The organism is Streptomyces sp. NPDC047117 (genome assembly GCF_040643545.1).
Lineage (GTDB): Bacteria > Actinomycetota > Actinomycetes > Streptomycetales > Streptomycetaceae > Streptomyces.
Genome location: NZ_JBEYUN010000039.1, coordinates 1 through 20738, shown reverse-complemented (window position 1 = coordinate 20738; position 20738 = coordinate 1). Strand labels below are relative to the sequence as shown.

Annotated in this window: 19 protein-coding genes and 1 pseudogene; 12 read left to right on the top strand and 8 right to left on the bottom strand. The window is 72.2% G+C overall.

Annotation, left to right across the window (positions count from 1 at the left end):
* Nucleotides 1-90: pseudogene (locus ABZ840_RS37295) on the bottom strand (AIM24 family protein); the annotation flags it as partial.
* Between the two features lie 96 nt (nucleotides 91-186).
* Here ABZ840_RS37295 and ABZ840_RS37290 point away from each other — a divergent pair.
* On the top strand, nucleotides 187-1056 hold the full coding sequence (locus ABZ840_RS37290; protein WP_361568411.1) for an acyl-CoA thioesterase II: 870 nt from the start codon (nucleotides 187-189) through the stop codon (nucleotides 1054-1056).
* On the opposite strand, the gene ABZ840_RS37285 is transcribed toward ABZ840_RS37290, so the two are convergent.
* Nucleotides 987-2189 carry a DUF6397 family protein gene (locus ABZ840_RS37285; RefSeq protein WP_361568408.1) on the bottom strand — a complete coding sequence of 401 codons (1203 nt, stop codon included), beginning with the start codon at nucleotides 2187-2189 and terminating at the stop codon, nucleotides 987-989. The two genes, ABZ840_RS37290 and ABZ840_RS37285, sit on opposite strands and share 70 nt — an antisense overlap.
* An 80-nt stretch (nucleotides 2190-2269) precedes the next feature.
* Complete coding sequence (locus tag ABZ840_RS37280) at nucleotides 2270-2677, bottom strand: roadblock/LC7 domain-containing protein (protein ID WP_361568405.1); 408 nt, start codon at nucleotides 2675-2677, stop codon at nucleotides 2270-2272.
* A 164-nt stretch (nucleotides 2678-2841) separates the two neighbouring features.
* On the opposite strand from ABZ840_RS37280, the gene ABZ840_RS37275 reads away from it, so the two are divergent.
* Complete coding sequence (locus ABZ840_RS37275; protein WP_361568402.1) at nucleotides 2842-3270, top strand: PPOX class F420-dependent oxidoreductase; 429 nt, start codon at nucleotides 2842-2844, stop codon at nucleotides 3268-3270.
* A 21-nt stretch (nucleotides 3271-3291) separates the two neighbouring features.
* Here the strand turns inward: ABZ840_RS37275 and ABZ840_RS37270 are convergent, their stop codons facing one another.
* From ABZ840_RS37270 to ABZ840_RS37260, 3 genes are all read right to left on the bottom strand, one after another.
* Nucleotides 3292-3906 carry an ATP/GTP-binding protein gene (locus tag ABZ840_RS37270; RefSeq protein ID WP_361568399.1) on the bottom strand — a complete coding sequence of 205 codons (615 nt, stop codon included), beginning with the start codon at nucleotides 3904-3906 and terminating at the stop codon, nucleotides 3292-3294.
* Nucleotides 3907-4132: 226 nt separating this feature from the next.
* Nucleotides 4133-4573 carry a roadblock/LC7 domain-containing protein gene (locus ABZ840_RS37265; RefSeq protein WP_361568396.1) on the bottom strand — a complete coding sequence of 147 codons (441 nt, stop codon included), beginning with the start codon at nucleotides 4571-4573 and terminating at the stop codon, nucleotides 4133-4135.
* Entirely contained in the window at nucleotides 4573-6870 is a 2298-nt protein-coding gene (locus tag ABZ840_RS37260) for a nitrate- and nitrite sensing domain-containing protein (RefSeq protein ID WP_361568393.1), read from the bottom strand. Before ABZ840_RS37260 ends, ABZ840_RS37265 begins: the two co-directional genes overlap by 1 nt.
* A gap of 191 nt (nucleotides 6871-7061) precedes the next feature.
* Between ABZ840_RS37260 and ABZ840_RS37255 the strand changes: the two genes are divergently transcribed.
* Nucleotides 7062-7709 (top strand): methyltransferase domain-containing protein, encoded by a 648-nt coding sequence (locus ABZ840_RS37255; RefSeq protein WP_361568390.1) that lies wholly within the window; start codon nucleotides 7062-7064, stop codon nucleotides 7707-7709.
* 44 nt (nucleotides 7710-7753) lie between these two features.
* On the opposite strand, the gene ABZ840_RS37250 is transcribed toward ABZ840_RS37255, so the two are convergent.
* The gene (locus ABZ840_RS37250) at nucleotides 7754-8653 is read right to left on the bottom strand and encodes an oxygenase MpaB family protein (protein WP_361568387.1); all 900 of its coding nucleotides are present in this window, start codon (nucleotides 8651-8653) and stop codon (nucleotides 7754-7756) included.
* Nucleotides 8654-8791: 138 nt separating this feature from the next.
* Between ABZ840_RS37250 and ABZ840_RS37245 the strand changes: the two genes are divergently transcribed.
* Both ABZ840_RS37245 and ABZ840_RS37240 read left to right on the top strand, forming a co-directional pair.
* Complete coding sequence (locus tag ABZ840_RS37245; RefSeq protein ID WP_361568384.1) at nucleotides 8792-9052, top strand: hypothetical protein; 261 nt, start codon at nucleotides 8792-8794, stop codon at nucleotides 9050-9052.
* 131 nt (nucleotides 9053-9183) lie between these two features.
* Nucleotides 9184-9996, top strand: coding sequence for a hypothetical protein (locus tag ABZ840_RS37240; protein WP_361568382.1), 813 nt, complete (start codon nucleotides 9184-9186; stop codon nucleotides 9994-9996).
* A 237-nt stretch (nucleotides 9997-10233) separates the two neighbouring features.
* Here the strand turns inward: ABZ840_RS37240 and ABZ840_RS37235 are convergent, their stop codons facing one another.
* Entirely contained in the window at nucleotides 10234-10416 is a 183-nt protein-coding gene (locus tag ABZ840_RS37235; RefSeq protein ID WP_361568379.1) for a hypothetical protein, read from the bottom strand.
* 147 nt (nucleotides 10417-10563) lie between these two features.
* On the opposite strand from ABZ840_RS37235, the gene ABZ840_RS37230 reads away from it, so the two are divergent.
* The 7 genes from ABZ840_RS37230 (at nucleotide 10564) to ABZ840_RS37200 (ending at nucleotide 20616) form a co-directional block, all read left to right on the top strand.
* On the top strand, nucleotides 10564-13563 hold the full coding sequence (locus ABZ840_RS37230) for a DEAD/DEAH box helicase (protein ID WP_361568376.1): 3000 nt from the start codon (nucleotides 10564-10566) through the stop codon (nucleotides 13561-13563).
* Nucleotides 13560-14888 (top strand): SWF or SNF family helicase, encoded by a 1329-nt coding sequence (locus ABZ840_RS37225; RefSeq protein WP_361568373.1) that lies wholly within the window; start codon nucleotides 13560-13562, stop codon nucleotides 14886-14888. Before ABZ840_RS37230 ends, ABZ840_RS37225 begins: the two co-directional genes overlap by 4 nt.
* A gap of 182 nt (nucleotides 14889-15070) precedes the next feature.
* On the top strand, nucleotides 15071-16039 hold the full coding sequence (locus ABZ840_RS37220; protein ID WP_361568370.1) for an aminoglycoside phosphotransferase family protein: 969 nt from the start codon (nucleotides 15071-15073) through the stop codon (nucleotides 16037-16039).
* 234 nt (nucleotides 16040-16273) lie between these two features.
* The gene (locus ABZ840_RS37215) at nucleotides 16274-17632 is read left to right on the top strand and encodes a cytochrome P450 (protein ID WP_361568367.1); all 1359 of its coding nucleotides are present in this window, start codon (nucleotides 16274-16276) and stop codon (nucleotides 17630-17632) included.
* A 248-nt stretch (nucleotides 17633-17880) separates the two neighbouring features.
* Nucleotides 17881-18012 carry a putative leader peptide gene (locus ABZ840_RS37210; RefSeq protein ID WP_361568414.1) on the top strand — a complete coding sequence of 44 codons (132 nt, stop codon included), beginning with the start codon at nucleotides 17881-17883 and terminating at the stop codon, nucleotides 18010-18012.
* Between the two features lie 229 nt (nucleotides 18013-18241).
* Nucleotides 18242-19381 carry a dimethylsulfone monooxygenase SfnG gene (gene sfnG, locus ABZ840_RS37205; RefSeq protein ID WP_361568364.1) on the top strand — a complete coding sequence of 380 codons (1140 nt, stop codon included), beginning with the start codon at nucleotides 18242-18244 and terminating at the stop codon, nucleotides 19379-19381.
* The gene (locus ABZ840_RS37200) at nucleotides 19378-20616 is read left to right on the top strand and encodes an acyl-CoA dehydrogenase family protein (RefSeq protein WP_361568361.1); all 1239 of its coding nucleotides are present in this window, start codon (nucleotides 19378-19380) and stop codon (nucleotides 20614-20616) included. Before sfnG ends, ABZ840_RS37200 begins: the two co-directional genes overlap by 4 nt.
* Nucleotides 20617-20738: the final 122 nt, after the last annotated feature.

Here is a 20738-nt window from a genome sequence, read left to right as displayed (position 1 = left end):
GCTGTCCTCGCTGGGCTGTACGACCACGAAGCCCTGGCCGGAGAAGCCGAGCTGGTACGCCTCGCCACTGCCGCGCCCGATCATCGAGGTGGGCGTTCGCCCACGACCGGCCGGCGGTCACCGCACCGATCCGACCGAAGGCCTCTGCTCCGACCGCTCCCCCACTCCGATGAAGGGCACCCGTAGATGACCAGTCCGGCAGAAAAGCTGGTGGACCTGCTCGATCTGGAACAGATCGAGGTGAACATCTTCCGCGGGCGCAGCCCCCAGGAATCGCTGCAGCGCGTCTTCGGCGGCCAGGTCGCCGGGCAGGCGCTGGTGGCCGCCGGGCGGACCACGGAAGGCGACCGCCCCGTGCACTCGCTGCACGCGTACTTCCTGCGGCCGGGCCGGCCCGGGGTGCCCATCGTGTACCAGGTGGAGCGGGTGCGGGACGGGCGTTCCTTCACCACGCGCCGGGTCGTGGCCGTCCAGCAGGGGCGCACGATCTTCAATCTGACCGCCTCCTTTCATAAGCCCGAACCGGGGTTCGAGCATCAGCTTCCGATCGGCCGGGTGGTACCGCCCCCCGAGGAGCTGCCCACGGTCGCCGAAGAGGTCCGCGAGCATCTGGGCGGACTGCCCGAGGCACTGGAACGCATGGCCCGCCGCCAGCCCTTCGACATCCGCTATGTCGACCGGCTGCGGTGGCGGCCGGAGGAGATCGAGGGGGCGGAGCCGCGCAGTGCCGTATGGATGCGGGCGGTCGGGCCGCTTGGTGACGACCCGCTCGTCCACACCTGCGCGCTGACCTACGCCAGCGACATGACGCTGCTGGATGCCGTGCGGATCCCGATCGAACCGCTGTGGGGCCCGCGCGGTTTCGACATGGCCTCCCTCGACCATGCGATGTGGTTCCACCGGCCGTTCCGTGCCGATGAGTGGTTCCTCTACGACCAGGAATCGCCCATCGCGACGGGCGCCCGGGGCCTGGCCCGCGGCCGGATCTACGACCGCGAGGGCAGACTGCTCGTCTCCGTGGTCCAGGAAGGACTCTTCCGGAAGCTGGGCGACTGAACCCGGGCCCGGCCCGAGGAGGCGCGAGCACGGCGGGTCAGGAAGGCACCGTGCCGCGCGGGGCCGCCTCCGGTGACCGCCGCCCTGGGGCGGGTGCCGGCCGGGGACTGGGCGCCGGGACCCGTTCGGGCCCGGATGAGGCGGGCCCGGGGCGAGGGCACGGTGGCGGGAGCCGGCAGCCCGCGGACATCGCCCTTGATTTCGGAGGCCGGGGCCCTGTCCTCTACGGGGGTCCTGCCCCCTCCGGAGTCCTGAGCCTCGACGGCTTCACCGACCTCGGTGGGTTCATCGACCTGCTCGACCTGCCCCTCACCACCGCTCCCGGCACCCGCGACGGACGGCACCGCCGCGGACGGGGGCAGGGCCGGGGCCGGGTGTTCCCGGCGGACTGCGTCGAGTTGCCGGGAGAGGCTGATGCGGTACCACATCACCTCGTCGAACTCCTCCGCCGTCTCGGCCCGTTCGACGGCCGCACGGGTGCGGGTCGTGTTCGCACCCGCGGACGAGAGGCAAGGCCTGAGCTTGCGCAGCCAGATCCGCTCGGCCGGGTCGCGTACGAGTGCCGCCAGCTCCTCCGGCGGCAGCACGGCGGCGATCACCGCCGACACCGCCCAGGACCCGTCCGCTTCCGTCACCAGCTGCGCCACGCGCCGGCTCCGCCACAGCCTGCCCCGCCAGTCCTGGCCGGAGCAGAGCAACGCCCGCATGGGCGGCGGCGTGGGGCCGTGGATGAGGCTGCATTCCTTGCCGGCGAAGGCCGACAGCTCGGCTGCCAGGTACTGCCACACGATCGCGCCGTAGCGGTTCACGTAAAAGCGGACAGGGCCGAAGCATCCCGCCCGGGCCAAGCGCAGAAACCTACCGGGAGCGATGCCCATCAGCGCGGCGCCCTCCGTCGCGCCGACGACCCGGATCCGCTCACGCAGGGTGTCGGGGAATCCCCTTTCTTCCTGCAGTCGCGCGATCTCCGCCGCCGGCACCCGCCGTCGGCCGGACGCGTCGCCCGGCCCCGGCGGTACCGTACCTACCTCGTCGAGCTGCACGGCGAGCTCGAACTCGCCGGTTTTCAAACCCAGTTCCCGGGCCGCCCGCCCCATCGCGAGCGTTTCCGAGTACTCATACCTCACGGTCATGTCACTTCTCCCCCGCTACAGTTCAATTACTGACAGTCACGACTGTAGCCGCGGAGTGTGACAGCGGGTCAACCCCCGCCTCAGACCTGTGGATAACTTTCCGGCTGCCGCGCCGCCACCGCGAGATGTTCACCGACCCGGTTGACCAACAGCGTCATTTCGTACGCGATCTGCCCCAGGTCGGATTCGGCCTCGGACAGCACGCACAGGCAACTGCCGTCGCCCGCCGCCGTCACGAACAGCACCCCGTCGTCGAATTCGACCATGGTCTGCCGTACCCGGCCCGCCCGGAACTGCTGTCCGGATCCCTTGGCCAGGCTGTGCAACCCGGAGGCGACCGCCGCCAGATGTTCGGCGTCCTCCCGCGCCAGCCCTTCGCTCGCCCCCGTGACCAGGCCGTCGTTGGAGAGCACAAGAGCGTGCCGCACCTGATCGACGCGTCGTGTCAGGTCGTCCAGCAGCCAGTCCAGTCCGCTGCTCAGTGCCATTCCCGCTTCCTCCCCGTAACACCGTGCTACCTACTGGGCTGCGGCACCACCTGTCGCGCGCCGCTGTGTCAGCCTCGCTCACCTCTGCCGTCTCGGCAAGCGGCCCGGACACGTCGACGCGCGTCCTCCTGCCGCTCACGGGCCGGATACCGCAGGATGACCCCATGGCGCGAAAGATGACCAAGGACGAGTGGCAGACGTTCGTCTCCGCCGGCACCCGCACGGGCAAGCTGGCGACCGTACGGACCGACGGGAGGCCGCACGTGGCCCCCGTGTGGTTCCTGCTGGACGGCGACGACGTGGTGTTCAACACCGGCGCGAAGACGGTGAAGGGGCAGAACCTGATTCGGGACGGCCGGCTGGCCCTGTGCGTGGACGACGACCGGCCGCCGTTCGACTTCGTCGTGCTCGAAGGGCGAGCGCGGGTGAGCGAGGAACTGTCGGAGGTACGTGCCTGGGCGACCCGGATCGCCGCGCGCTACATGGGCGAGGACCGCGCCGAGGAGTACGGGGCACGCAACGGCGTGGCCGGGGAGCTGCTGGTGCGGGTCCATGTCGACAAGGCGGTGGCGCTGGCGGAGATCGCGGACTGAGCCCGGCCTGCCCCCGGGGGACTACGGCCGGCTCGCCGTGTCGAGCATGCGGGCCGTGTGCATCCGCCCCGCGTGCTCGACCAGCCGGATGAGGACTTCCTTCCCGGAGTCGCGGTCACGGGCGTCGCACAGCACCACCGGCGTACCGTTGTCCAGGTCCAGCGCCCGTGACACGTCGTCCGCACCGTAGTCGCGCGCGCCGGGGAAGCAGTTGACGGCCACGAGGAACGGCACCCGGCGGTTCTCGAAATAGTCCACGGCCGGGAAGCAGTCCGCCAGTCTTCGGGTGTCGGCGAGGACGACGGCGCCCAGCGCACCCGCGGAGAGGTCGTCCCACAGGAACCAGAAGCGGTCCTGCCCGGGCGTCCCGAAGAGGTACAGCGACAGGCCCTGCCTGATGGTGATCCGGCCGAAGTCCATCGCCACCGTGGTGGTGGCCTTGCGGTCGACACCGCGGGTGTCGTCCACCGCCTCCCCCACTTCGCTGAGGTACTCCTCCGTGCGCAGCGGACGGATTTCGCTGACCGACCCGACCAGGGTCGTCTTCCCGACTCCGAAGCCGCCCGCTATCAGGATCTTCAAGGCCATGTCGGCCTCGTCCCGCACCGTTTCGGAGTGCGCGTCCACGGGATCCATCGGTACTTGTCCTCCAGGAAGCGATGGGCGCGTCAGGAATGCGCGCGGGTGAGGGTGCTCGCGTTCATGGGTTCCGGGGTCCGGCGTGCGCCGGGACCGGCCGGCTTCGGTGGAGCGTTCCGGTGGGCCGTCGCACGTCCCCCGGGAGTCACACGGCAGGACCGTAACCTCTCTTGTGCCGCGGCGCGGGGTGATTCGGTGAACTGGATCACAGTCGCCCCGCCCGTCACGGCTGTCGCCCGGCTCCTGGGGCGAAGTGCGACGCGGGGCGCAGGTGTTCCGCCACCCCCTGGACGAGGGACGCCGTCTCGTAGGCGACCACCCCGACGTCGGCACCCGGCGCGCTCAGCACCGCCAGGCACGCGCCGTCTCCGACCGCGGCGACGACCAGGTAGCCGCTCTCCATCTCCACCATCGTCTGGCGCAGCTCTCCGGAGGAGAAGTGCCGCCCCGTACCCCTGGCCAGGCTGTGGAATCCCGAGGCGACGGCCGCCAGATGATCCGCATCCTCCCGCAGCAACGAGCCGGAGGCGCCGGCGACCACGTCGTCGCAGCCGAGCACCACCGCGTGCCGGACCTCCGGCACCCGGGCTGTCAGATCGTCCAGCAACCGGCTGAGGCGGTCCCTGGGGCTCGGTCGTGCGTGACTCGCTCGTTCCTCGTGCATCAGGGTTCTCCCTTCGTGGAACCGCGTGCCCAGCCCTGGCGATAGGCGGTCATCCGGGTACGTGCCTGCTCCGGGGAGACCGTGGGCCCCTCCTCGGGCAGCGGGCCCGTCTCCGCAGGAAGCGGCTGGCGCAGCCGCCCGGCCAGGCTGCGCTGCCGTATGCGGCGCGGAAGGCCGTCCGTACCGTCGGGCGAGGCCGCCGCGGTCTCGTTCGCCGGTGGCTCCAGTGCGCGGTCGGCGCGGCGTCCGACATGTGCCCGTACGCGTTCCAGTGGTGCGTCGAGGACCGGGCCGGGGGCCGAGTCGATGCGTTCCGGGGGCTCGGCACCGTGCACGAGGGCGTTCAGCAGCAGGACCACCGCCGTCGTGCCGCCGTACACCGAGGGGCGCAGCACCACGCGTACGTCGTGCCGGGTGGCCAGCCGGCTCACCACGAAGAGGCCCAGCCGGTCGCTGTCGGCAGGGGCGGTCGTTCCGGTCTGCGCGATGCGGCGGTTGGCCTCCTCCAGCGCTTCCTCCGCCATGCCGAGTCCGCGGTCCTCGATCTCCAGTACGTGGCCGGTGCCGACCTGTTCGCCATGCACCCGCACCTTGGTGTGCGGGGGCGAGAACTGTGCGGCGTTCTCGATGAGCTCGGCCAGCAAATGGGTGAGGTCGGCGACCACACCGCCCGGTACCGCGCCGGCGGGGAGGCGCCGCACTTCGATGCGCGCGTAGTCCTCGATCTCCGAGACCGCGGCGCGCACGACATCCGTGAGCGGTACCGGTGACCGCCAGGCGCGTCCCGGGGCGGCGCCGGACAGGATGATCAGGCTCTCCGCGTGGCGTCGCATACGGGTGGTGAGGTGGTCGAGCCGGAAGAGGTCGCCGAGTTCGGCCGGATCCTGGGAGCGGCGCTCCATGCTGTCCAGGAGGGCGAGCTGGCGGTGGAGGAGCACCTGGCTGCGGCGGGCGAGGTTCACGAAGACACCGTTGACGGCGTCGGCCGCTGCGGCATGTTCCACCGCCTCGTCCCGCACTGCCCGGCGCACGCTCTCCAGCGCCGCTCGGACCTGGCTGGTCTCGTCGGCGGTGGGCGTGCCCGAGGAGTCGGCCGCGGGCGGGTCCTGGGAGTCACCGGCAGCCTCGGCGGGAGCGCCGGCCTGCCGTCCCTGGTGAGCTTCTCGCAGCGTATCCGGGAGATCCCGCCGGGCCATGTCGAGCGCCTCGTCACGCAGCGCGGTGAGGTCCCCGGTCAGGCCGCGGCCGACCCGTACGGAGACGACCGAGGAGAGGACGAGCGCCAAGAGGCCGAGCCCGATGGCCGCTCCCGTGGAGGCCGGAACTCCGTACACGGAGGGGCCATGGCGATCTGTGACTCCCGTGGTCACGTCCTTCTCGAAGTCGTTCAGATCGCGCTGCAGCGCCTCGTAGGAGGGCTGCCAGCGGCCACCCGGGGCGGCCCGTGCCGCGTCACGTCCCGGGGCTGCGGTACTCACCGCGTTCTCCACGGTGCGCACATCGGCATGCGCCCTGCCTGCAGCGATCGTGCGCCATTCCGAGGCCGCGTCGTCGGGCAGGCGCTCTGTGGCGACGCCTTCCATGAGGCGCCGCGCCGCCACCGTGCCGGTGAACGACCGCTGCTCTTCCTTGTCGAGCGTGCCGGTGAGGTCGGCGGCGGTGAGGACGGCTTCCTCCTGGGCGAGCAGTTCGCGGGCCCGGGTCAGCAGCGGGGCGGCCGCCGCGCCGCCCAGTGTCGCGTCGAGGGCGAGAGCCGACGCGACGGCCGATGTGTAGCGCCCGTACGCCTGCGGCCAGGTGAGGGAGCGTTCGGTCGTCGGTCGGCGCTGCTTCCGCACGGCGTCCAGGCCTGCGGTGAAGGCCGCCAGGCGGTCCGCCGCGCGGTTCGGGAGCCGGGCGCCCTCCCCGCCCCTGTGCCGGCCGTCGAGCCGCAGCCGTGCCGCGGTCCTCGTGGTCTTCCCGGCGCGCCTCGCGAAGGCGCCTTCACGGGTCCGGGTGGGAGCCGCCAGGTAGGCGACGGCCGCCCGGCGTTCCTCCTGGAGCGCACGCACCAGCTCATGCAGGGGAACGCGGATCTCGACATCGATGTGCTGCGCCCGGCTTGCTGCCGACGCTTCCTTCAACGCGTCGGCCGTCACGGCCCCCAGGAGCACGAGGAGGGCCACGAGGGGGACGATGAGCAGGCGGACGAGGCGGGCGCGGACCGTACGGGGGCGGCGGGCGCGGCCCTTCCGTTCCCCGTGTGCTCCGCGACCGGTAGGGGGCCGGCCGGGGGCGGCGTCGTCCAGGTGTCCCATGGCTCCGGGACGGGGACGCTAGACCTGCTGGGACGACACACCGGGCACGCGGTTGAGAAGTGCTGTCATTTGACGCGCCTTGCCAGCGCCCGATCGGCCTTTGCCCGAACGTGCGCGCCGTACGGATGTTCCGGTCGTTGTGGGCCACGGAGCACCACACCGACCGGCCCATGAGGGATCATGTCGTCACCATGAGCGAATTCAGTGACAGCACCCGGGCGGGCGGTGGCCGTGACCGCTCCGGCCACGGGTCGCACGACGTACGGGAGTTCTTCGGGCAGCGGGCGCGGGACTGGGACGCCCGCTTCCCCGACGACGGGCCGGCGTACGCCGCGGGCGTCGCGGAGCTGGGCCTGCGGGCGGGCGACCGTGTGCTGGACGCCGGATGCGGCACGGGGCGGGCGCTGCCGGCGCTGCGTGCGGCCGTAGGAGCGTCCGGCGTGGTGCTCGGGGCCGATCTCACACCGGAGATGCTGGAAGCGGCCGTACGGGCCGGACGGGACGCGGAGGCGGCCCTGCTGCGCGCGGACGTCTCGGCGCTGCCGGTCCGCGACGGCGTGCTGGACGCGGTCTTCGCGGCCGGGCTAATCTCACATCTGGGGGACCCGGCCCGCGACCTCGCCGAACTGGCCAGGGTGGTCCGGCCGGGAGGGCGGCTGGCGCTCTTCCATCCGGTCGGCCGGGCCGCCCTCGCCACCCGTAAGGGACGCCCGCTCACCCCGGACGACCTGCGTGCGGAACCGAACCTGCGGCCGATGCTGGCCGGCAGCGGCTGGGAGCTCGTCCGGTACGAGGACGAGGACTCGCGCTACCTGGCGCTGGCCGTACGGCAGAGCTGACCGCGCATCGGGAGTGCGCCTGCCCCGGCGGAGGCGCACCCCGCTCACGGCGTCGCCGCGCCGCGGGTGTGCGGCACCGGGCATCCCGCGCCGCTCCGCCGCCCCTCGGGGAAGGTACCGAGCTCGGCGATGCGGTAGCCGTTCGGATAGCCCTTGATCTCCGGGTTCTGCCGGGCGTAGTGCGGTGTACGGCGCGGCGGCAGCAGACGGACGGCCTTGGCCCGGAGCCGCAGCGCGCCGCGCACGGCCCCCTGGACCGCCGGGTGCGGCCGCTCGTAGCGGAACGCCTCCAGCAGAGCGTCGTCCAGCAGCGCCATGCTGGCGGCGCGCACTACAGGGGCCAGCGGGCCGTACCAACCGGCCATCAGGTCGAGCGAGGCGTCGGAGACCCGCCTGCCGCCCTCGTCCCATCCGAAGTGCTCGTGTTCGTAGTCGTCCAGGCAGCGTTCGAACTCCTGGTAGGTCCGGGGCACCTCGCTGATCCCCATGTGCTCGCCGAGCCTCCGGTAGTACGCCGCCATCGCGCGCTTCTCGTGCTCGCACAGGCGCCGCCAGCCGTACTGGTCGATCCAGCGCTTCGGTACGACCACGAACGTGCACAGCACATAGCGCATGTCGTCATTGCTGATGTCGTAGCTGCGGTGCATCTGATTGATGCGCCGGATGGCCGTGCGGCCGTCCTCGGTCTCGAAGCCGTGCTCGACAACCGAGTCCAGTAGGAGCGCGGTGTCGTCGTAGCGCTTCTGCGTACGCTCGGTCATCTCGCCGGTCCGTGCGAGCAGACGGCCGATGCTGGGTACGGCGTACGTCCGGTAGAGGGCGAGTTCAAGCGCTCTGGTGACATCCCATGGGAACTCGTGCGTCACAGTGATGCGGAAGATCCGCAGGTAGTCCTTTTCCGGGTCCAGCCGCTGGATCTCCTTGAGCAGGTCGTAACGCCCCACGAGAGCACCGTCCCTTTCGTCGAGGAAGGTCCAACAGTACGTGGACAGGGGAGACTTGGAAGGCCGCACACCTCTTCACCCGATGGGGGAATGATGACCGACCTCCTCCGTAGACTCCGGTCCCGCCTGCCCCAGAACATGTTCGGTCCCAGAGAGCCGCGTCCGGAACCGGGCAAGAAGGGCCCGCACAACCTCTTCGAAGCGGCCGCCGCGCACGTGGCGGCGTGCGCAGAAGGGGACGAGGACCGGGAAGCCGAGGCGGCGGGCTGGGTGTCGCCGGAGGCGCTCGCCTTCGGGATCAATGAACTGGCCTGCCGTGCGCTGATCGCGCTCGCACGGGAGCGCCGCCAGTCGCCGCACGAGGTGGCCAGGGACCTGCTCAGCCTGCCGGCCGCCTGAGCGGTACCGGCTCCCACCGGAAGCGGGCACCGAGGCCGTGACAAGCGCCTGTCCGGCCAATTAAGGTGCGCCGACAACATGATCTGTGTGGTCGGCAGCTTTTTCCGGCCGCGAGCGAGTGGGAGGCCCGAGTGTCCGCGACGGAGGGCGCAGTCGGCGACGGCAGCGACGTCGGCGAGGTCGATGACGACCAGCTGTTCGTACTGACGGCCGTGTTGCTGACGCCCGGGCAGTTCCCGAGTGTGCTGGGTGACGACTATCCCGAGGTCTGCGCCAAGCTGCGCCTGGAGCCGTACGAAGAGGGTTACGGGCTGGTGCTCGGGCAGGACGGCCGGGGTGCGCGCTGGACCGTCGCGACGGAGGACGTCACCCTGGTCGCCTGCGCGATAGCCGCCTGGGACTGCGGCATGGAGTACGACCTCTCCCCCGACGAGAACAGCATCGTCGCCGCGCTCCCGGGCTGGCCGCTCGCGCTCGCGGTGGCGGCACCCGGGGTGCCGGCGCCGCACGACCCGGCGCCGGAAGAGGGCGATCCGGAGCCGCTGACGCCGCCGGACGCGCTGGAGTGGGGGCCGGCCCAACGGCGCCTCGGCGCGGACGAGATCGCGCTGCAGTGGGCCGCGTGGCGCGAGCAGGTCGACGGCGAGGTCACCTTCGTCGAGCCCGGTACCAAGCCGCACCCGGGGGTACGCCGGGTGCTGGACGAGGCGCGGGGGTACGTGCAGCAGCCTCCGCCGCCCGGGCGGGTGCGCTCGTCGTTCGCCGCCGGTGAGGCCCGCACGCTACGGGTGGACGGGCCGGGCTGGAGCATGGTCGCGCGGACCGACGACATCGCCTTCGTGCTGCTGGACGACGAGCCGGGCGAGGTCCTGCCGGTGGGCCGCGGCCCGGAGCTCCCCGGTCTGCTGCAGTCGCTGGACGCGATGGCGGCCCGGCCGGCCTGAGGCAGCTCGGCGCGCGGCGCGGCTCGCCCCTCGGTGGACCACGTGCCGCATCCCGGCCCCGTGCCCCTACGAGGCGTGGCCGCCGCTCGGCATCCCGGCCGGCCGGATCGCCGGACACGCGCAGCCGTGGCCGGGCCCCGGTGCTGTCCTCCCGCCGGGCTCCGGGTCCTCAGACGGTCGGATCACCCGGGCCCTGCCCGCGGGACGCTCGGCCCGTCTCCGAGGCGCCCGGGGCGTTCAGCGGCCCAGCTCCTTGCGGGAGACGCGGCGCAGCCGACGCCGCTGCGAGGGGTCCAGCGTCAGATAGGCGATCGCCGGAACCCCGATCATGACCAGCAACGCCGCCCAGAACGGCAGCAGCCACAGCAGGATCACGCCTGCCGCCACACCTCCGACGGCGACCTTCGCACGAGTGGACATCCTTCACGACCTTTCCGCGGCGGATGCCGCGTCCGTTGTCTTCCATTGAACGCCGGATCGGCGCCGGAGGTTCCACGCAAGCCCGGATCGTGCTGTACCCTCGGCCGCTCCAACGGCAGGTAGTCAAACTTGAGGAGCCGACGGCACGTGCCAGTCCTTCCCGCGCTCAGCCTCGACCGGATCGCCGGCCTCCCCCGGTGCGCCGCCACTTACGTGCCAGGTGATCCACCGCGTACGGGGCGGATCGCGTTCTGGCGACCGGACGGTGAGCCGCTGTCCGAGGACTCCCCTCCGGACGGCGCGGCCCTGGAGGAACTGACCGTGGCCCTCCCCTCCGAAGGAGGCCGGGTCCTCACCCGGGAGGTGCCCGCCCTCCTGCTGCCCGTCGGCGCCGCGCTCCCCGTACTGACCCGGGCCCGCGACTCCCGTACAGCGCACCCGGCCGCGGCCTTCTGGGGCGCCGCCTCCCTCATCGCTCTGCACCTGGTGGCGCGCGGCAAGCTGCTCCCCGGGCTGAGCCCGGGCGATCACGACGCCTGGCGGTGCGGCCCCCTCGAACCGTCCGACCTGGCCCGCATACGGGAGCTGTCGGCCGTGATGCCTCCGTACGCGCACGCCACGCCGCTCCCCGGGAGCGACCCGGTGCGGCTGCCCGAGCCGGAACGGCTGCTGCGCTCGTTCCTGGACGCCGTGGCCGACGGGCTGCCGCGTTCGCCCGCGGCCGAGACGGCGCTGGGCGGGCCGGCGTACGCGGCGGCGCTCCCGCAGTACCTCCCCGAGCAGCGGGCCTGGGCGGCCGATGTGGCAGCGGGGCACGACGCCGGGGTGCGCCTGTCGCTCCGGATCGAGGTCTCGGGGCTGGACGACGCCGCGGACGACAGCGCTGCGGACGCGGCGGCCATCGCCCAGGACAGGCCCTCCGGCAACCGCAGGGAGAGGTTCTCCGGCGCCACAGGTGACTCGCCCGGCCGTCCCCGGTTCACCGCCGTGCTCCAGTTGCACAGCCTGACCGACCCGACGCTGGTCGCCGACGTCTCCGAGGTGTGGGCCGGTGACTCTCCCGCGGGGCGGGCCTTCGGGGCACGCGCGCGTACGGACTCGCTGCTCACTCTGCGGCGCGCCGCCTCCGCGTGGGCGCCGCTGTCCCCGCTGCTCTCCGCCGCCGTACCGGACACCCTCGACCTCGCCGAGGAGGAGATCGGCGAACTGCTCGGCCCCGGGGCCCGGGCACTCGCGGCAGCAGGGGTCCAGGTGCACTGGCCCAAGAGTCTCGCCCGGAGCCTGACCACACGTGCCGTCGTGGGCCCATCGGAAGCGGCGGACTCCACGGACGCGGCGCAGGACCGCACCGAGTCCTCGCTGCCGTCCCTGCTGTCGGCCGATGCGCTGCTGTCGTTCAGCTGGCGGTTCGCCGTCGGAGAGCACGAGCTCAGCCGGGCCGAGCTGGACCGCTTGGCGGAGGCCGGGCGGCCCCTCGTACGGCTGCAGGACCAGTGGGTGCTCGTCGCCCCCGAAGCGCTGCGCACCGCGCACGAGAGGCAGGAGCGGAAGGTCGCGCCCATGGACGCGCTGGGCGCGGCGCTCACGGGGACGGTCGACGGCGGAGACGGCGAGCAGCTTGAGGTGCAGGCGTCCGGCCTGCTGCGAGAGTTGCGCGACCGGCTCGCCGATCCCGAGCGCTCCGGGGACGACACGCCTTCGCAGCCCGCCGCGCTCACCGCGACGCTGCGCGACTACCAGTTGCGCGGACTGGGCTGGCTGCACCGTATGACGTCGCTCGGCCTCGGGTGCTGCCTGGCCGACGACATGGGGCTGGGCAAAACGATCACGCTGATCGCGCTCCATCTGCACCGCCGGGCGGACGCGGCGGACGCCGGCCCGACGCTGGTGGTCTGCCCGACCTCGCTGATGGGCAACTGGCAGCGCGAGATCGCGAGGTTCGCACCCGGTACGCCCGTGCGCCGCTTCCACGCGGGGCAGCGTGATCTCTCGGACCTGGCGGACGACGAGTTCGTGCTCACGACGTACGGCACGATGCGGATCGATGCCGGGAAACTGGCCGACGTGCACTGGGGCATGGTCGTTGCCGACGAGGCCCAGCACGTGAAGAATCCGTTCTCCGCGACCGCACGGCAGCTGCGGACGCTGCCGGCCCGGGCCCGGATCGCGCTGACCGGCACCCCGGTGGAGAACAACCTCTCCGAGCTGTGGGCGATCCTCGACTGGACCACGCCGGGCCTCCTGGGGCCCCTGAGCCGCTTTCGCACGCGGTACGCCCTGGCCGTCGAGGGCGGCGCCGACCCGGCCGCTGCCGAGCGGCTGGCCCGGCTCGTGCGGCCGTTCCTGCTGCGCCGCCGCAAGACCGATCCGGGCATCGCGCCCGAGCTGCCGCCCAAGACCGAGACCGACCGTGCGGTGGCACTCACGGCGGAACAGACCGGGCTGTACGAGGCGGTGGTGCGCGAAGGGCTGGCCGACATCGCCGGAACGGACGGGTTCGCCCGCCGCGGCCTGGTCGTCAAGTTGCTGACCTCGCTGAAGCGAATCTGCAACCACCCCGCGCAGTACCTCAAAGAGGACGGCACCGACGGGCAGCGTGCACGGCGGTTCGCGGAGCGCTCGGGCAAGGTCGAGCTACTGGACGAGCTCCTGGACACGCTGCTCGCCGAGGGGGCCGGCGTGCTGGTCTTCACGCAGTACGTACGGATGGCGCGGCTTCTGGAGGCGCACCTGGCGGCACGCGGGGTGGCCGCTCAGCTGCTGCACGGTGGCACCCCCGTCGCGCGGCGGGAGGAGATGGTGCGCCGCTTCCAGGACGGCGGCGTACCGGTCTTCCTGCTGTCCCTGAAGGCCGCGGGCACGGGGCTGAACCTCACCCGGGCCTCGCACGTCGTGCACTTCGACCGCTGGTGGAACCCCGCCGTCGAGGCACAGGCCACCGACCGCGCCCACCGGATGGGACAGACCCGGCCGGTGCAGGTGCACCGCATGATCGCCGAAGGCACGGTGGAGGACCGGATCGCCGACATGCTCGCCCGCAAGCAGCGGCTCGCGGACGCGGTACTGGGGGCGGGCGAGGCCGCACTCACCGAACTGACCGACGCGGAACTGGCGGAGCTGGTGGAGCTCCGAGGGGGCGAACGATGAGCGACTTCCACAGCGACGAGGACGACACCTACCGCGACGCGCGGACCTTCGAAGCGCTGCCGCCCGCCCATGGGCGCGGCTTCGCGCGCACCTGGTGGGGGCAGGCCTGGCTGAAGGCGCTGGAGGACACCGCGCTGGACACCCAGCAACTGAAGCTGGGCCGCCGGCACGCCCGTGCGGGTGCCGTGGGCGCGGTGTCCGTACGGCCGGGCCGCATCACCGCCGTCGTGCAGGACCGCGACCGCACCGCGCACCGTTCGGACGTGCTGGTCCAGGAGCTGGACGCAGCGGAGTGGGACCGCCTGCTGGACCTGGTCGCCGACCGGGCGGGGCACATCGCGGCGCTGCTGGACCGCGACATGCCGCCCCAGCTCGTCGAGGACGCGGCGGCGGCCGGCATCGAACTGCTCCCCGGCATCGGGGATCTGGAGCCGTCCTGCGACTGTGAGGCGTGGGACCACTGTGCCCATACCGCGGCGCTCTGCTACCAGATGGCGCGGCTGCTGGACCAGGATCCGTTCGTGCTGCTCCTGTTGCGCGGGCGCGGCGAAGAAGAGCTGCTCGGCGAACTCCAGGGACGGAGCGCGGCACGCGCGCAGGCCTACGTGCCGGAAGGGGCCGAGGCACCCGAAGGCGCAACGGCTGCCGAGTCCGGTGTGGCGGCGGCAGAGGCGTTCGCGGCTCAGAAGGACCCGGCCCCGCTGCCGGCGCCACCACCCCGGGTAGAGAGTGTGGGTGCCGTGCCGGCGCTGGGCGGCGGCACCCCGCCCGCTCCCGGGATCGACGTACCGGCACTGGAGTTCCTGATCGGGGACACCGCAGAGCGGGCCAGGAGGCACCTCGCCGAGGCGCTGTCGGGTGGGCACGCCGACACCCCGCCGGCGGCCGGGCCGACGGTCTCCGAGGACGCGGTGCGACTCGCGGCGGCCGGGCCGCCCGCCACGGTCGCCGCGCGGCTGGCCGCGGGCTCCGGGCGGGACGCCAAGAGCCTCGCGGCTGCCGTACGGGCCTGGCGGCAGGGCGGCCCCGCGGCGCTTGCGGTGCTGGAGGAGGAGTGGACGCCCGGAGCCGAGGAGTTGGCTCGCGCCACCAACGGGCTCGCCGCCGCCTGGGACGACGAGGCGGACCGGCCCCGTATGCGGGCCACGCGCAACCGCTGGACGGTGGTCGGCTCCGGCACGCAACTGCGGCTGGGCCGGGACGGACGCTGGTGGCCGTACCGCAAGGAGCAGGGGCGCTGGCTGCCGTCGGGCCCGCCCGACGAGGACCCGGCGGCGGCACTGGCGTCCCTCACCGGAACGGCCGAGGAGCACGCCACGGAGTAGACGGAGAGCGGGACCCGGGGGCCGGGCAAACGCAGGCCCTCGGCCCCGGCTCCCGCCGACTCCGTAGGCGCACCCCGCCGGCTCCGTAGGAGCACACTGGCCGCATACCGGCGGGTCCAACACCACGACCATTCCGCCGAAATTGCGTCGACACCCGCCCCGGCAACCCTCATGATCGGCCCATGGCGAATCCCCAGCCGGACCCTGCCGGTACCCCTCTCAGCGAACGCGCCGAGCGCGCCGTGGACATCGCGGTCAGAGCCGGGCGCCGGCTGGGCCTGCGGGCGGACGAGCCGCGTGTTCTGCACGACATGTTCAACGTACTGGTGCACCTCGCACCGCACCCGGTGGTGGTGCGCGTACCGTCGCTCGCCCTGATGCCGGTCGAGGAACTGGCGGCCAAGCAGCGGCGCGAACTGGACATGGTGGGCTGGCTGGCCGACGCGGGCGCGCCGGTCGTACGGCCCAGCCCCCTGGTGCCGCGGGAGCCCGTCGAGTGCGACGGCAGGTCGCTCGTCTTCTGGGAGTACGTCGACGAGAAGGACCCGATGCGGGAGGTCGCGGCGGACGGTATGGAGGCTCTGGAGGACCGCTTCGTCGAGCAGACGGGCTGGGCCGTGGAGCTGCACGACCTCCTCGCCCGCTATCCGGGCGACCTGCCGGTGCTTTCCCCTCTGGTGCCCACGATCGCACCGCTTCTGGAAGCGCTGCGGACGGACCCGCAGGGGCTCACCACGGCCGAACTGGACCGTGCGGAGCAGGAGTACGCGGTCCTCGAAGCCCTTGTGGCCGACCTGCCGGGCCACTTCCCCGAAGCACGCATACAGGCGCTGCACGGGGACGGACCGTCGTACAACCTCCTGCGGACCGCCGACGGGCACCTCTTCAGCGACTTCGAGGACGCCACGCGCGGCCCGGTGGAGTGGGATCTGGCCCTGGTGGCGCCGCGCGCCGTCGCGGAGTACGAGCGGGTGAGCGGGCGCCCTCTGGACCGCTCGCTGCTGGACGTCATGGAGCGGGCGCGGCTGCTGCAGATCGTGGGAGCGCTGGCGGTGGTGCCCTCGATGCCCGAACTCGGCCCGATGATGGCGCCGACGATCGACCTGTGGCGGCAGCGTGCCCCGCTGGCGACGGACATCCTCGGCCGCTAGAGGGACCGAGCGTCCCGACTGCCGACGGAGCGCCCGCACACTTCCCGGAGTCTCAGCCGCGGGCCGTCTCCGCAGCATGGGACGTTCCCGCGCCTCCGCGCCACGCGACGTTGCACACGGCACCGACGCGCCGTCGCGGGCTACTTTGCGCCGGGTTACCGGCCGTGCCGGGAGGGAGGATATTCGGGGCCACCAGAGCTCAGAGCCTGGCTCGTTCCCCGGAGGTGTCCCGCTGTGACCACCACGACCCCGCTCCCTCGTACGGGAGCGGCCCCCGGCGCCTGGCCGCTGCTCGGCCACGCCTGGCAGCTCCATTCCCGCCCGTTGGAGTTCCTGTCCTCCCTGCCGGCCCACGGCGACCTCGTACGGATCGGTATGGGTCCCTACCCGGCCTATGTCGTCTGCGGGCCGGAGGCGGCCCACCGGATGCTCACCGACTCCCGCACCTTCGACAAGGGCGGGCCGTTCTTCGACAAGGCGCGGGTGCTCTTCGGCAGCAGCCTGCCGATGGCCGGCTGGCGGGAGCACCGCTGGCAGCGCCGGCAGATGCAGCCCGCCTTCCAGCCCGAGCGGATCGATGCGTACGCCGGGGTCATGGGCGAGGAGATCGACCGGATGACCGCCGGCTGGCGGCCCGGTATGCGGTTCGATCTCACGGCTTCCCTGACCACCCTGACGCTGCGCATCGTGACCCGCAGCGTGCTCGCCGCGGAGGCCGAGGACGAGGCCGTGGCCGACGTGCAGCACAGCCTGCACACCGTCATCGACGGCATCTACCAGCGGGTGATGCTGCCCCTCGGCCCGCTCTACCGCCTGCCCACCCCCGGGAACCGCCGCTACCGCAGCGCCTGCACCCGGCTGCACCGGGCCATCGACGGCATCATTGCCGAGCGACGCGCCTCGCCCGGAGGTGACGACCTGGTCGCCATGCTCCTGGAGGCGCGCGACGAGGACACCGGCGAGCCGCTGTCGGACAAGGACATCCGCGACCAGCTCGTGGTGATGAGCGGCGCCGGCTTCGAGACCACGGCCAATTCGCTGGCGTTCGCCTTCTGGCTGCTCAGCCAGCATCCGGAGGCCGAGAAGCGGGTGCACGACGAGGTGGACAGGACGCTGGCCGGGCGGACCGCCACCCCGGCCGACCTCGACGGGCTGGACTACACGCGACGCGTCGTCCACGAAGTGCTGCGGATGTACCCACCGGGCTGGTTCTTCACCCGCGTCACCACTACGGAGACCACGCTCGCCGGGCACCGGCTCCCCGCGGGCACGGCCCTCCTGTACAGCGCCTACCTCCTCCATCACCGGCCCGACCTGTTCCCCGACCCCGAGCGTTTCGACCCCGACCGCTGGCTCGAAGGGAGCGGCGACTGCCCCCGAGGGGCCCACGTGCCGTTCGGCGGCGGCAACCGCAAGTGCATCGGCGATCAGTACGCGCTGGTCGAGATGACCATGGCGCTGGCCAGCGTCTGCGCCCGCTGGAGCGTGCAGCCCGACCCCGGCGCGACCCTGCGCGTTCAGGTCAGGGGCACGCTCGGCCCCGGGCGGCTGTTCATGACCTGCCGTCCGCGCGGCACGGCCGCCGGCGGCTGAGCAGGCGAACGGCACCACCGTGCACGCCGGGTGGCGCCTTCCGTGTGCGAAATTTCCTTCCGTACGCGAGCGCGCGACGATGGGCCGGGAATTCTCTTCCCGGCCCATTTTCCGTACCCGGCCCGCCGGTTGCATTTCCGCTTGCGGAGGGGGTATCGATCTTGCGGTGTTCCGAGGTAAACTCCCCGGCAGTGCCGCCGGAAATTCTCTGGGCACACCCGAGGCCATTACGGCCCGATGCGAACGAAATGTTGCTGGGAGGTGACGTGTTGATGAAGCCCCGACAGAAGCCGGCCCAGCGCCCGGCGGAGTGCCTGACGGAGCGGCGCCACGTCGACCTCGTCAGGGTCTCCAGCGCCCTGTGTAGCCGTTCGGCCTGAGCGCCCTCCCACTCCGCGGACCTGCACCGATCCGGTGATTCCGCGTCTCCGCGCGCCGCATACGCGTGACGTCTCACGCATGCCCGCGCGCCGGACACCCTCATTCGCGTAGGCCTGCCACGCATTTACCGTGCCGGAAATGCGTCCGGTAATTCCGCCTGCCCGGAGAAGTTTTCCTCGCATATCACTCCCCGACCCTCTGCCTTTTCCACCCCTCCGGAGTTCTTCCATGTCCGCATCCGACCGAGTTCCGCAGCCCGCCGGTGATCCGGCGCGGTTCGCCTACTGGGTGCCCAACGTCAGCGGTGGCCTGGTCACCAGCACCATCGAACAGCGCACCGACTGGGGCTACGCATACAACCGCAAGCTCGCCCGGCTCGCCGAGGACAACGGCTTCGAGTACGCGCTCAGCCAGGTCCGCTACATGGCCAGTTACGGCGCCGAGAACCAGCACGAGTCCACTTCCTTCAGCCTGGCGCTGCTGCTCGCCACCGAGCGCCTGAAGGTCATCGCCGCGGTCCACCCCGGGCTGTGGCACCCGGGTGTGCTCGCCAAGTTCGGGGCCACCGCCGACCACCTCTCCGGTGGCCGGTTCGCCGTAAACGTCGTCAGCGGCTGGTTCAAGCAGGAGTTCACCGCGCTCGGCGAGCCCTGGCTGGAGCACGACGAACGGTACCGGCGCGCGGAGGAGTTCATCCGCGCCCTGCGGTCGGTGTGGACCGAGGACCACGCCGAACTGGCCGGGGACTTCTACCGGATCCGGGACTTCTCGCTGAAGCCGAAGCCCCTGAACAGCGCGGAGCGGCCGCACCCGGAGATCTTCCAGGGCGGCAATTCGAGCGCGGCCCGCGCGATGGCCGGCCGGGTCTCCGACTGGTACTTCAGCAACGGCAAGGACTTCGACGGGGTCACCGAGCAGCTCACCGACGTCCGGGCGGCCGCCGCGGCCGCCGGCCGTACTGCCCCCAAATTCGGCCTCAACGGCTTCCTGATCGCCCGGGACACCGAGAAGGAGGCCCAGGAGGTGCTGCGCGAGATCGTCGCCAAGGCGGACACCGAGGCCGTCCACGGCTTCGGCCGGGCCGTCCAGCAGGCGGGCAGCTCCACCAGCGACGGCAAGGGCATGTGGCAGGACTCCTCGTTCGAGGACCTCGTCCAGTACAACGACGGATTCCGTACGGGGCTGATCGGCACCCCGGAGCAGATCGCCGAGCGCATCGTGGCCTACAAGCGGCTCGGCGTGGACCTCTTCCTGCTCGGCTTCCTGCACTACCTGGAGGAGGTCGAGTACTTCGGCGAGCGGGTGCTGCCGCTCGTGCGCGAACTGGAAGCCCAGGACAAGACCCGCACCGAAGGAGTACTGGTATGAGCACCGCCGCACACACCGACTGGCAGCAGCGTCCCGCGCCGGCCACTCCGGAGGCCTGGATCGACCGCGCCGCCGAGGTCGCCGCCGTCCTCGCGACCGACGCCGCGGCCCGGGACCGGGCCGGCGCCACGCCCTACGAGGAGGTCCGGCTCCTCAAGGAGTCCGGGCTGGTCACCCTGCTGGGGCCGGCCGAGCACGGCGGGGGCGGCCAGGACTGGCCGACCGCGTACCGGGTGATCCGCGAGGTCGCCAAGGCCGACGGCTCGATCGGGCAGCTGCTCGGCTACCACTACCTGTGGAACTGGGCGGCGCGGCTGGTAGGCACTCAGGAGCAGTGGGAGCACGTCGAGGCCGAGGCCGCCCGCAACCGCTGGTTCTTCGGGGGCGCCGTCAACCCGCGCGACAACGACGTGGCCGTACGGGACGAGGGCGAGACGCTCACGTTCACCGGCCGCAAGTCGTTCTCCACCGGCAGCAAGGTCTCCGACGTCACCGTGCTGGAAGGCGTCCTGGAGGGCAGCGTCGGGCCCGACAACCCCGAGGGCGACCACGTCTTCGCCATCGTGCCGTCCGACAGCGCGGGCCTGACCTTTTACGACGACTGGGACAACATCGGCCAGCGGCTCACCGAGAGCGGCAGCGTGTCGATCGACGAGGTGCGCGTCCCGTGGAGCGCGGCGGCCGGATATGTCGACAAGTCATTCCAACCGCGGGTCTACAACACGCTCAACGTGCCCACGATCCAGCTGGTGTTCGCGCACTTCTATCTGGGGATCGCGGCCGGCGCCCTGGAGACCGCGCGGACCTACACCCGTACGAAGTCCCGCTCCTGGCTGCACGGGGGCCACGACCAGGCCGTCGACGAGCCGTACGTGATCGACGTCTACGGGGACCTGACGGCGAAGCTGTGGGCGGCCGAGGCGCTGGCCGACCAGGTGGCCGAGGAGGGCTGGGAACTGCACTCGGATCCCGATGCGGTGACCGAGCAGACGCGGGGCGAGCACGAGGTGCGCGTCGCCGCCGTGAAGGCGCGGGCAACGGACGTGGCCCTGGAGGTGGCGAACCGGGTCTTCGAAGTCACCGGCGCCCGCTCCACGGCCACCACCGAGGGACTGGACCGCTTCTGGCGCAACATCCGTACGCACACGCTCCACGACCCCGTCGCCTACAAGCGCCGTGAGGTCGGCCGCTTCGTGCTCACGGGCGAGCTGCCGCAGCCCACCTGGTACTCGTAACGGCCCGTCCGCTGTTCCTCGGGGCGCGCGGGCTGGACGCGCCCGTGGATCTCGGGGCGGGCAAGCACTTCCGGTACCGCTACACGGGGCTGCGCCTCCTCGTGGAACGCCACGACCGGTAC

What these genes read in the sequence shown, in the direction of transcription:
- ABZ840_RS37225 (WP_361568373.1), top strand. Translation starts at nt 13,560, where the DNA reads ATGAGCGACTTCCACAGCGACGAGGACGACACCTACCGCGACGCGCGG.
- ABZ840_RS37280 (WP_361568405.1), bottom strand. Translation starts at nt 2,677, where the DNA reads ATGGCACTGAGCAGCGGACTGGACTGGCTGCTGGACGACCTGACACGA.
- ABZ840_RS37265 (WP_361568396.1), bottom strand. Translation starts at nt 4,573, where the DNA reads ATGCACGAGGAACGAGCGAGTCACGCACGACCGAGCCCCAGGGACCGC.
- ABZ840_RS37285 (WP_361568408.1), bottom strand. Translation starts at nt 2,189, where the DNA reads ATGACCGTGAGGTATGAGTACTCGGAAACGCTCGCGATGGGGCGGGCG.
- ABZ840_RS37255 (WP_361568390.1), top strand. Translation starts at nt 7,062, where the DNA reads ATGAGCGAATTCAGTGACAGCACCCGGGCGGGCGGTGGCCGTGACCGC.
- sfnG (WP_361568364.1), top strand. Translation starts at nt 18,242, where the DNA reads ATGTCCGCATCCGACCGAGTTCCGCAGCCCGCCGGTGATCCGGCGCGG.
- ABZ840_RS37275 (WP_361568402.1), top strand. Translation starts at nt 2,842, where the DNA reads ATGGCGCGAAAGATGACCAAGGACGAGTGGCAGACGTTCGTCTCCGCC.
- ABZ840_RS37290 (WP_361568411.1), top strand. Translation starts at nt 187, where the DNA reads ATGACCAGTCCGGCAGAAAAGCTGGTGGACCTGCTCGATCTGGAACAG.
- ABZ840_RS37270 (WP_361568399.1), bottom strand. Translation starts at nt 3,906, where the DNA reads ATGGATCCCGTGGACGCGCACTCCGAAACGGTGCGGGACGAGGCCGAC.
- ABZ840_RS37235 (WP_361568379.1), bottom strand. Translation starts at nt 10,416, where the DNA reads ATGTCCACTCGTGCGAAGGTCGCCGTCGGAGGTGTGGCGGCAGGCGTG.
- ABZ840_RS37245 (WP_361568384.1), top strand. Translation starts at nt 8,792, where the DNA reads ATGTTCGGTCCCAGAGAGCCGCGTCCGGAACCGGGCAAGAAGGGCCCG.
- ABZ840_RS37200 (WP_361568361.1), top strand. Translation starts at nt 19,378, where the DNA reads ATGAGCACCGCCGCACACACCGACTGGCAGCAGCGTCCCGCGCCGGCC.
- ABZ840_RS37220 (WP_361568370.1), top strand. Translation starts at nt 15,071, where the DNA reads ATGGCGAATCCCCAGCCGGACCCTGCCGGTACCCCTCTCAGCGAACGC.
- ABZ840_RS37260 (WP_361568393.1), bottom strand. Translation starts at nt 6,870, where the DNA reads ATGGGACACCTGGACGACGCCGCCCCCGGCCGGCCCCCTACCGGTCGC.
- ABZ840_RS37210 (WP_361568414.1), top strand. Translation starts at nt 17,881, where the DNA reads ATGTTGCTGGGAGGTGACGTGTTGATGAAGCCCCGACAGAAGCCGGCC.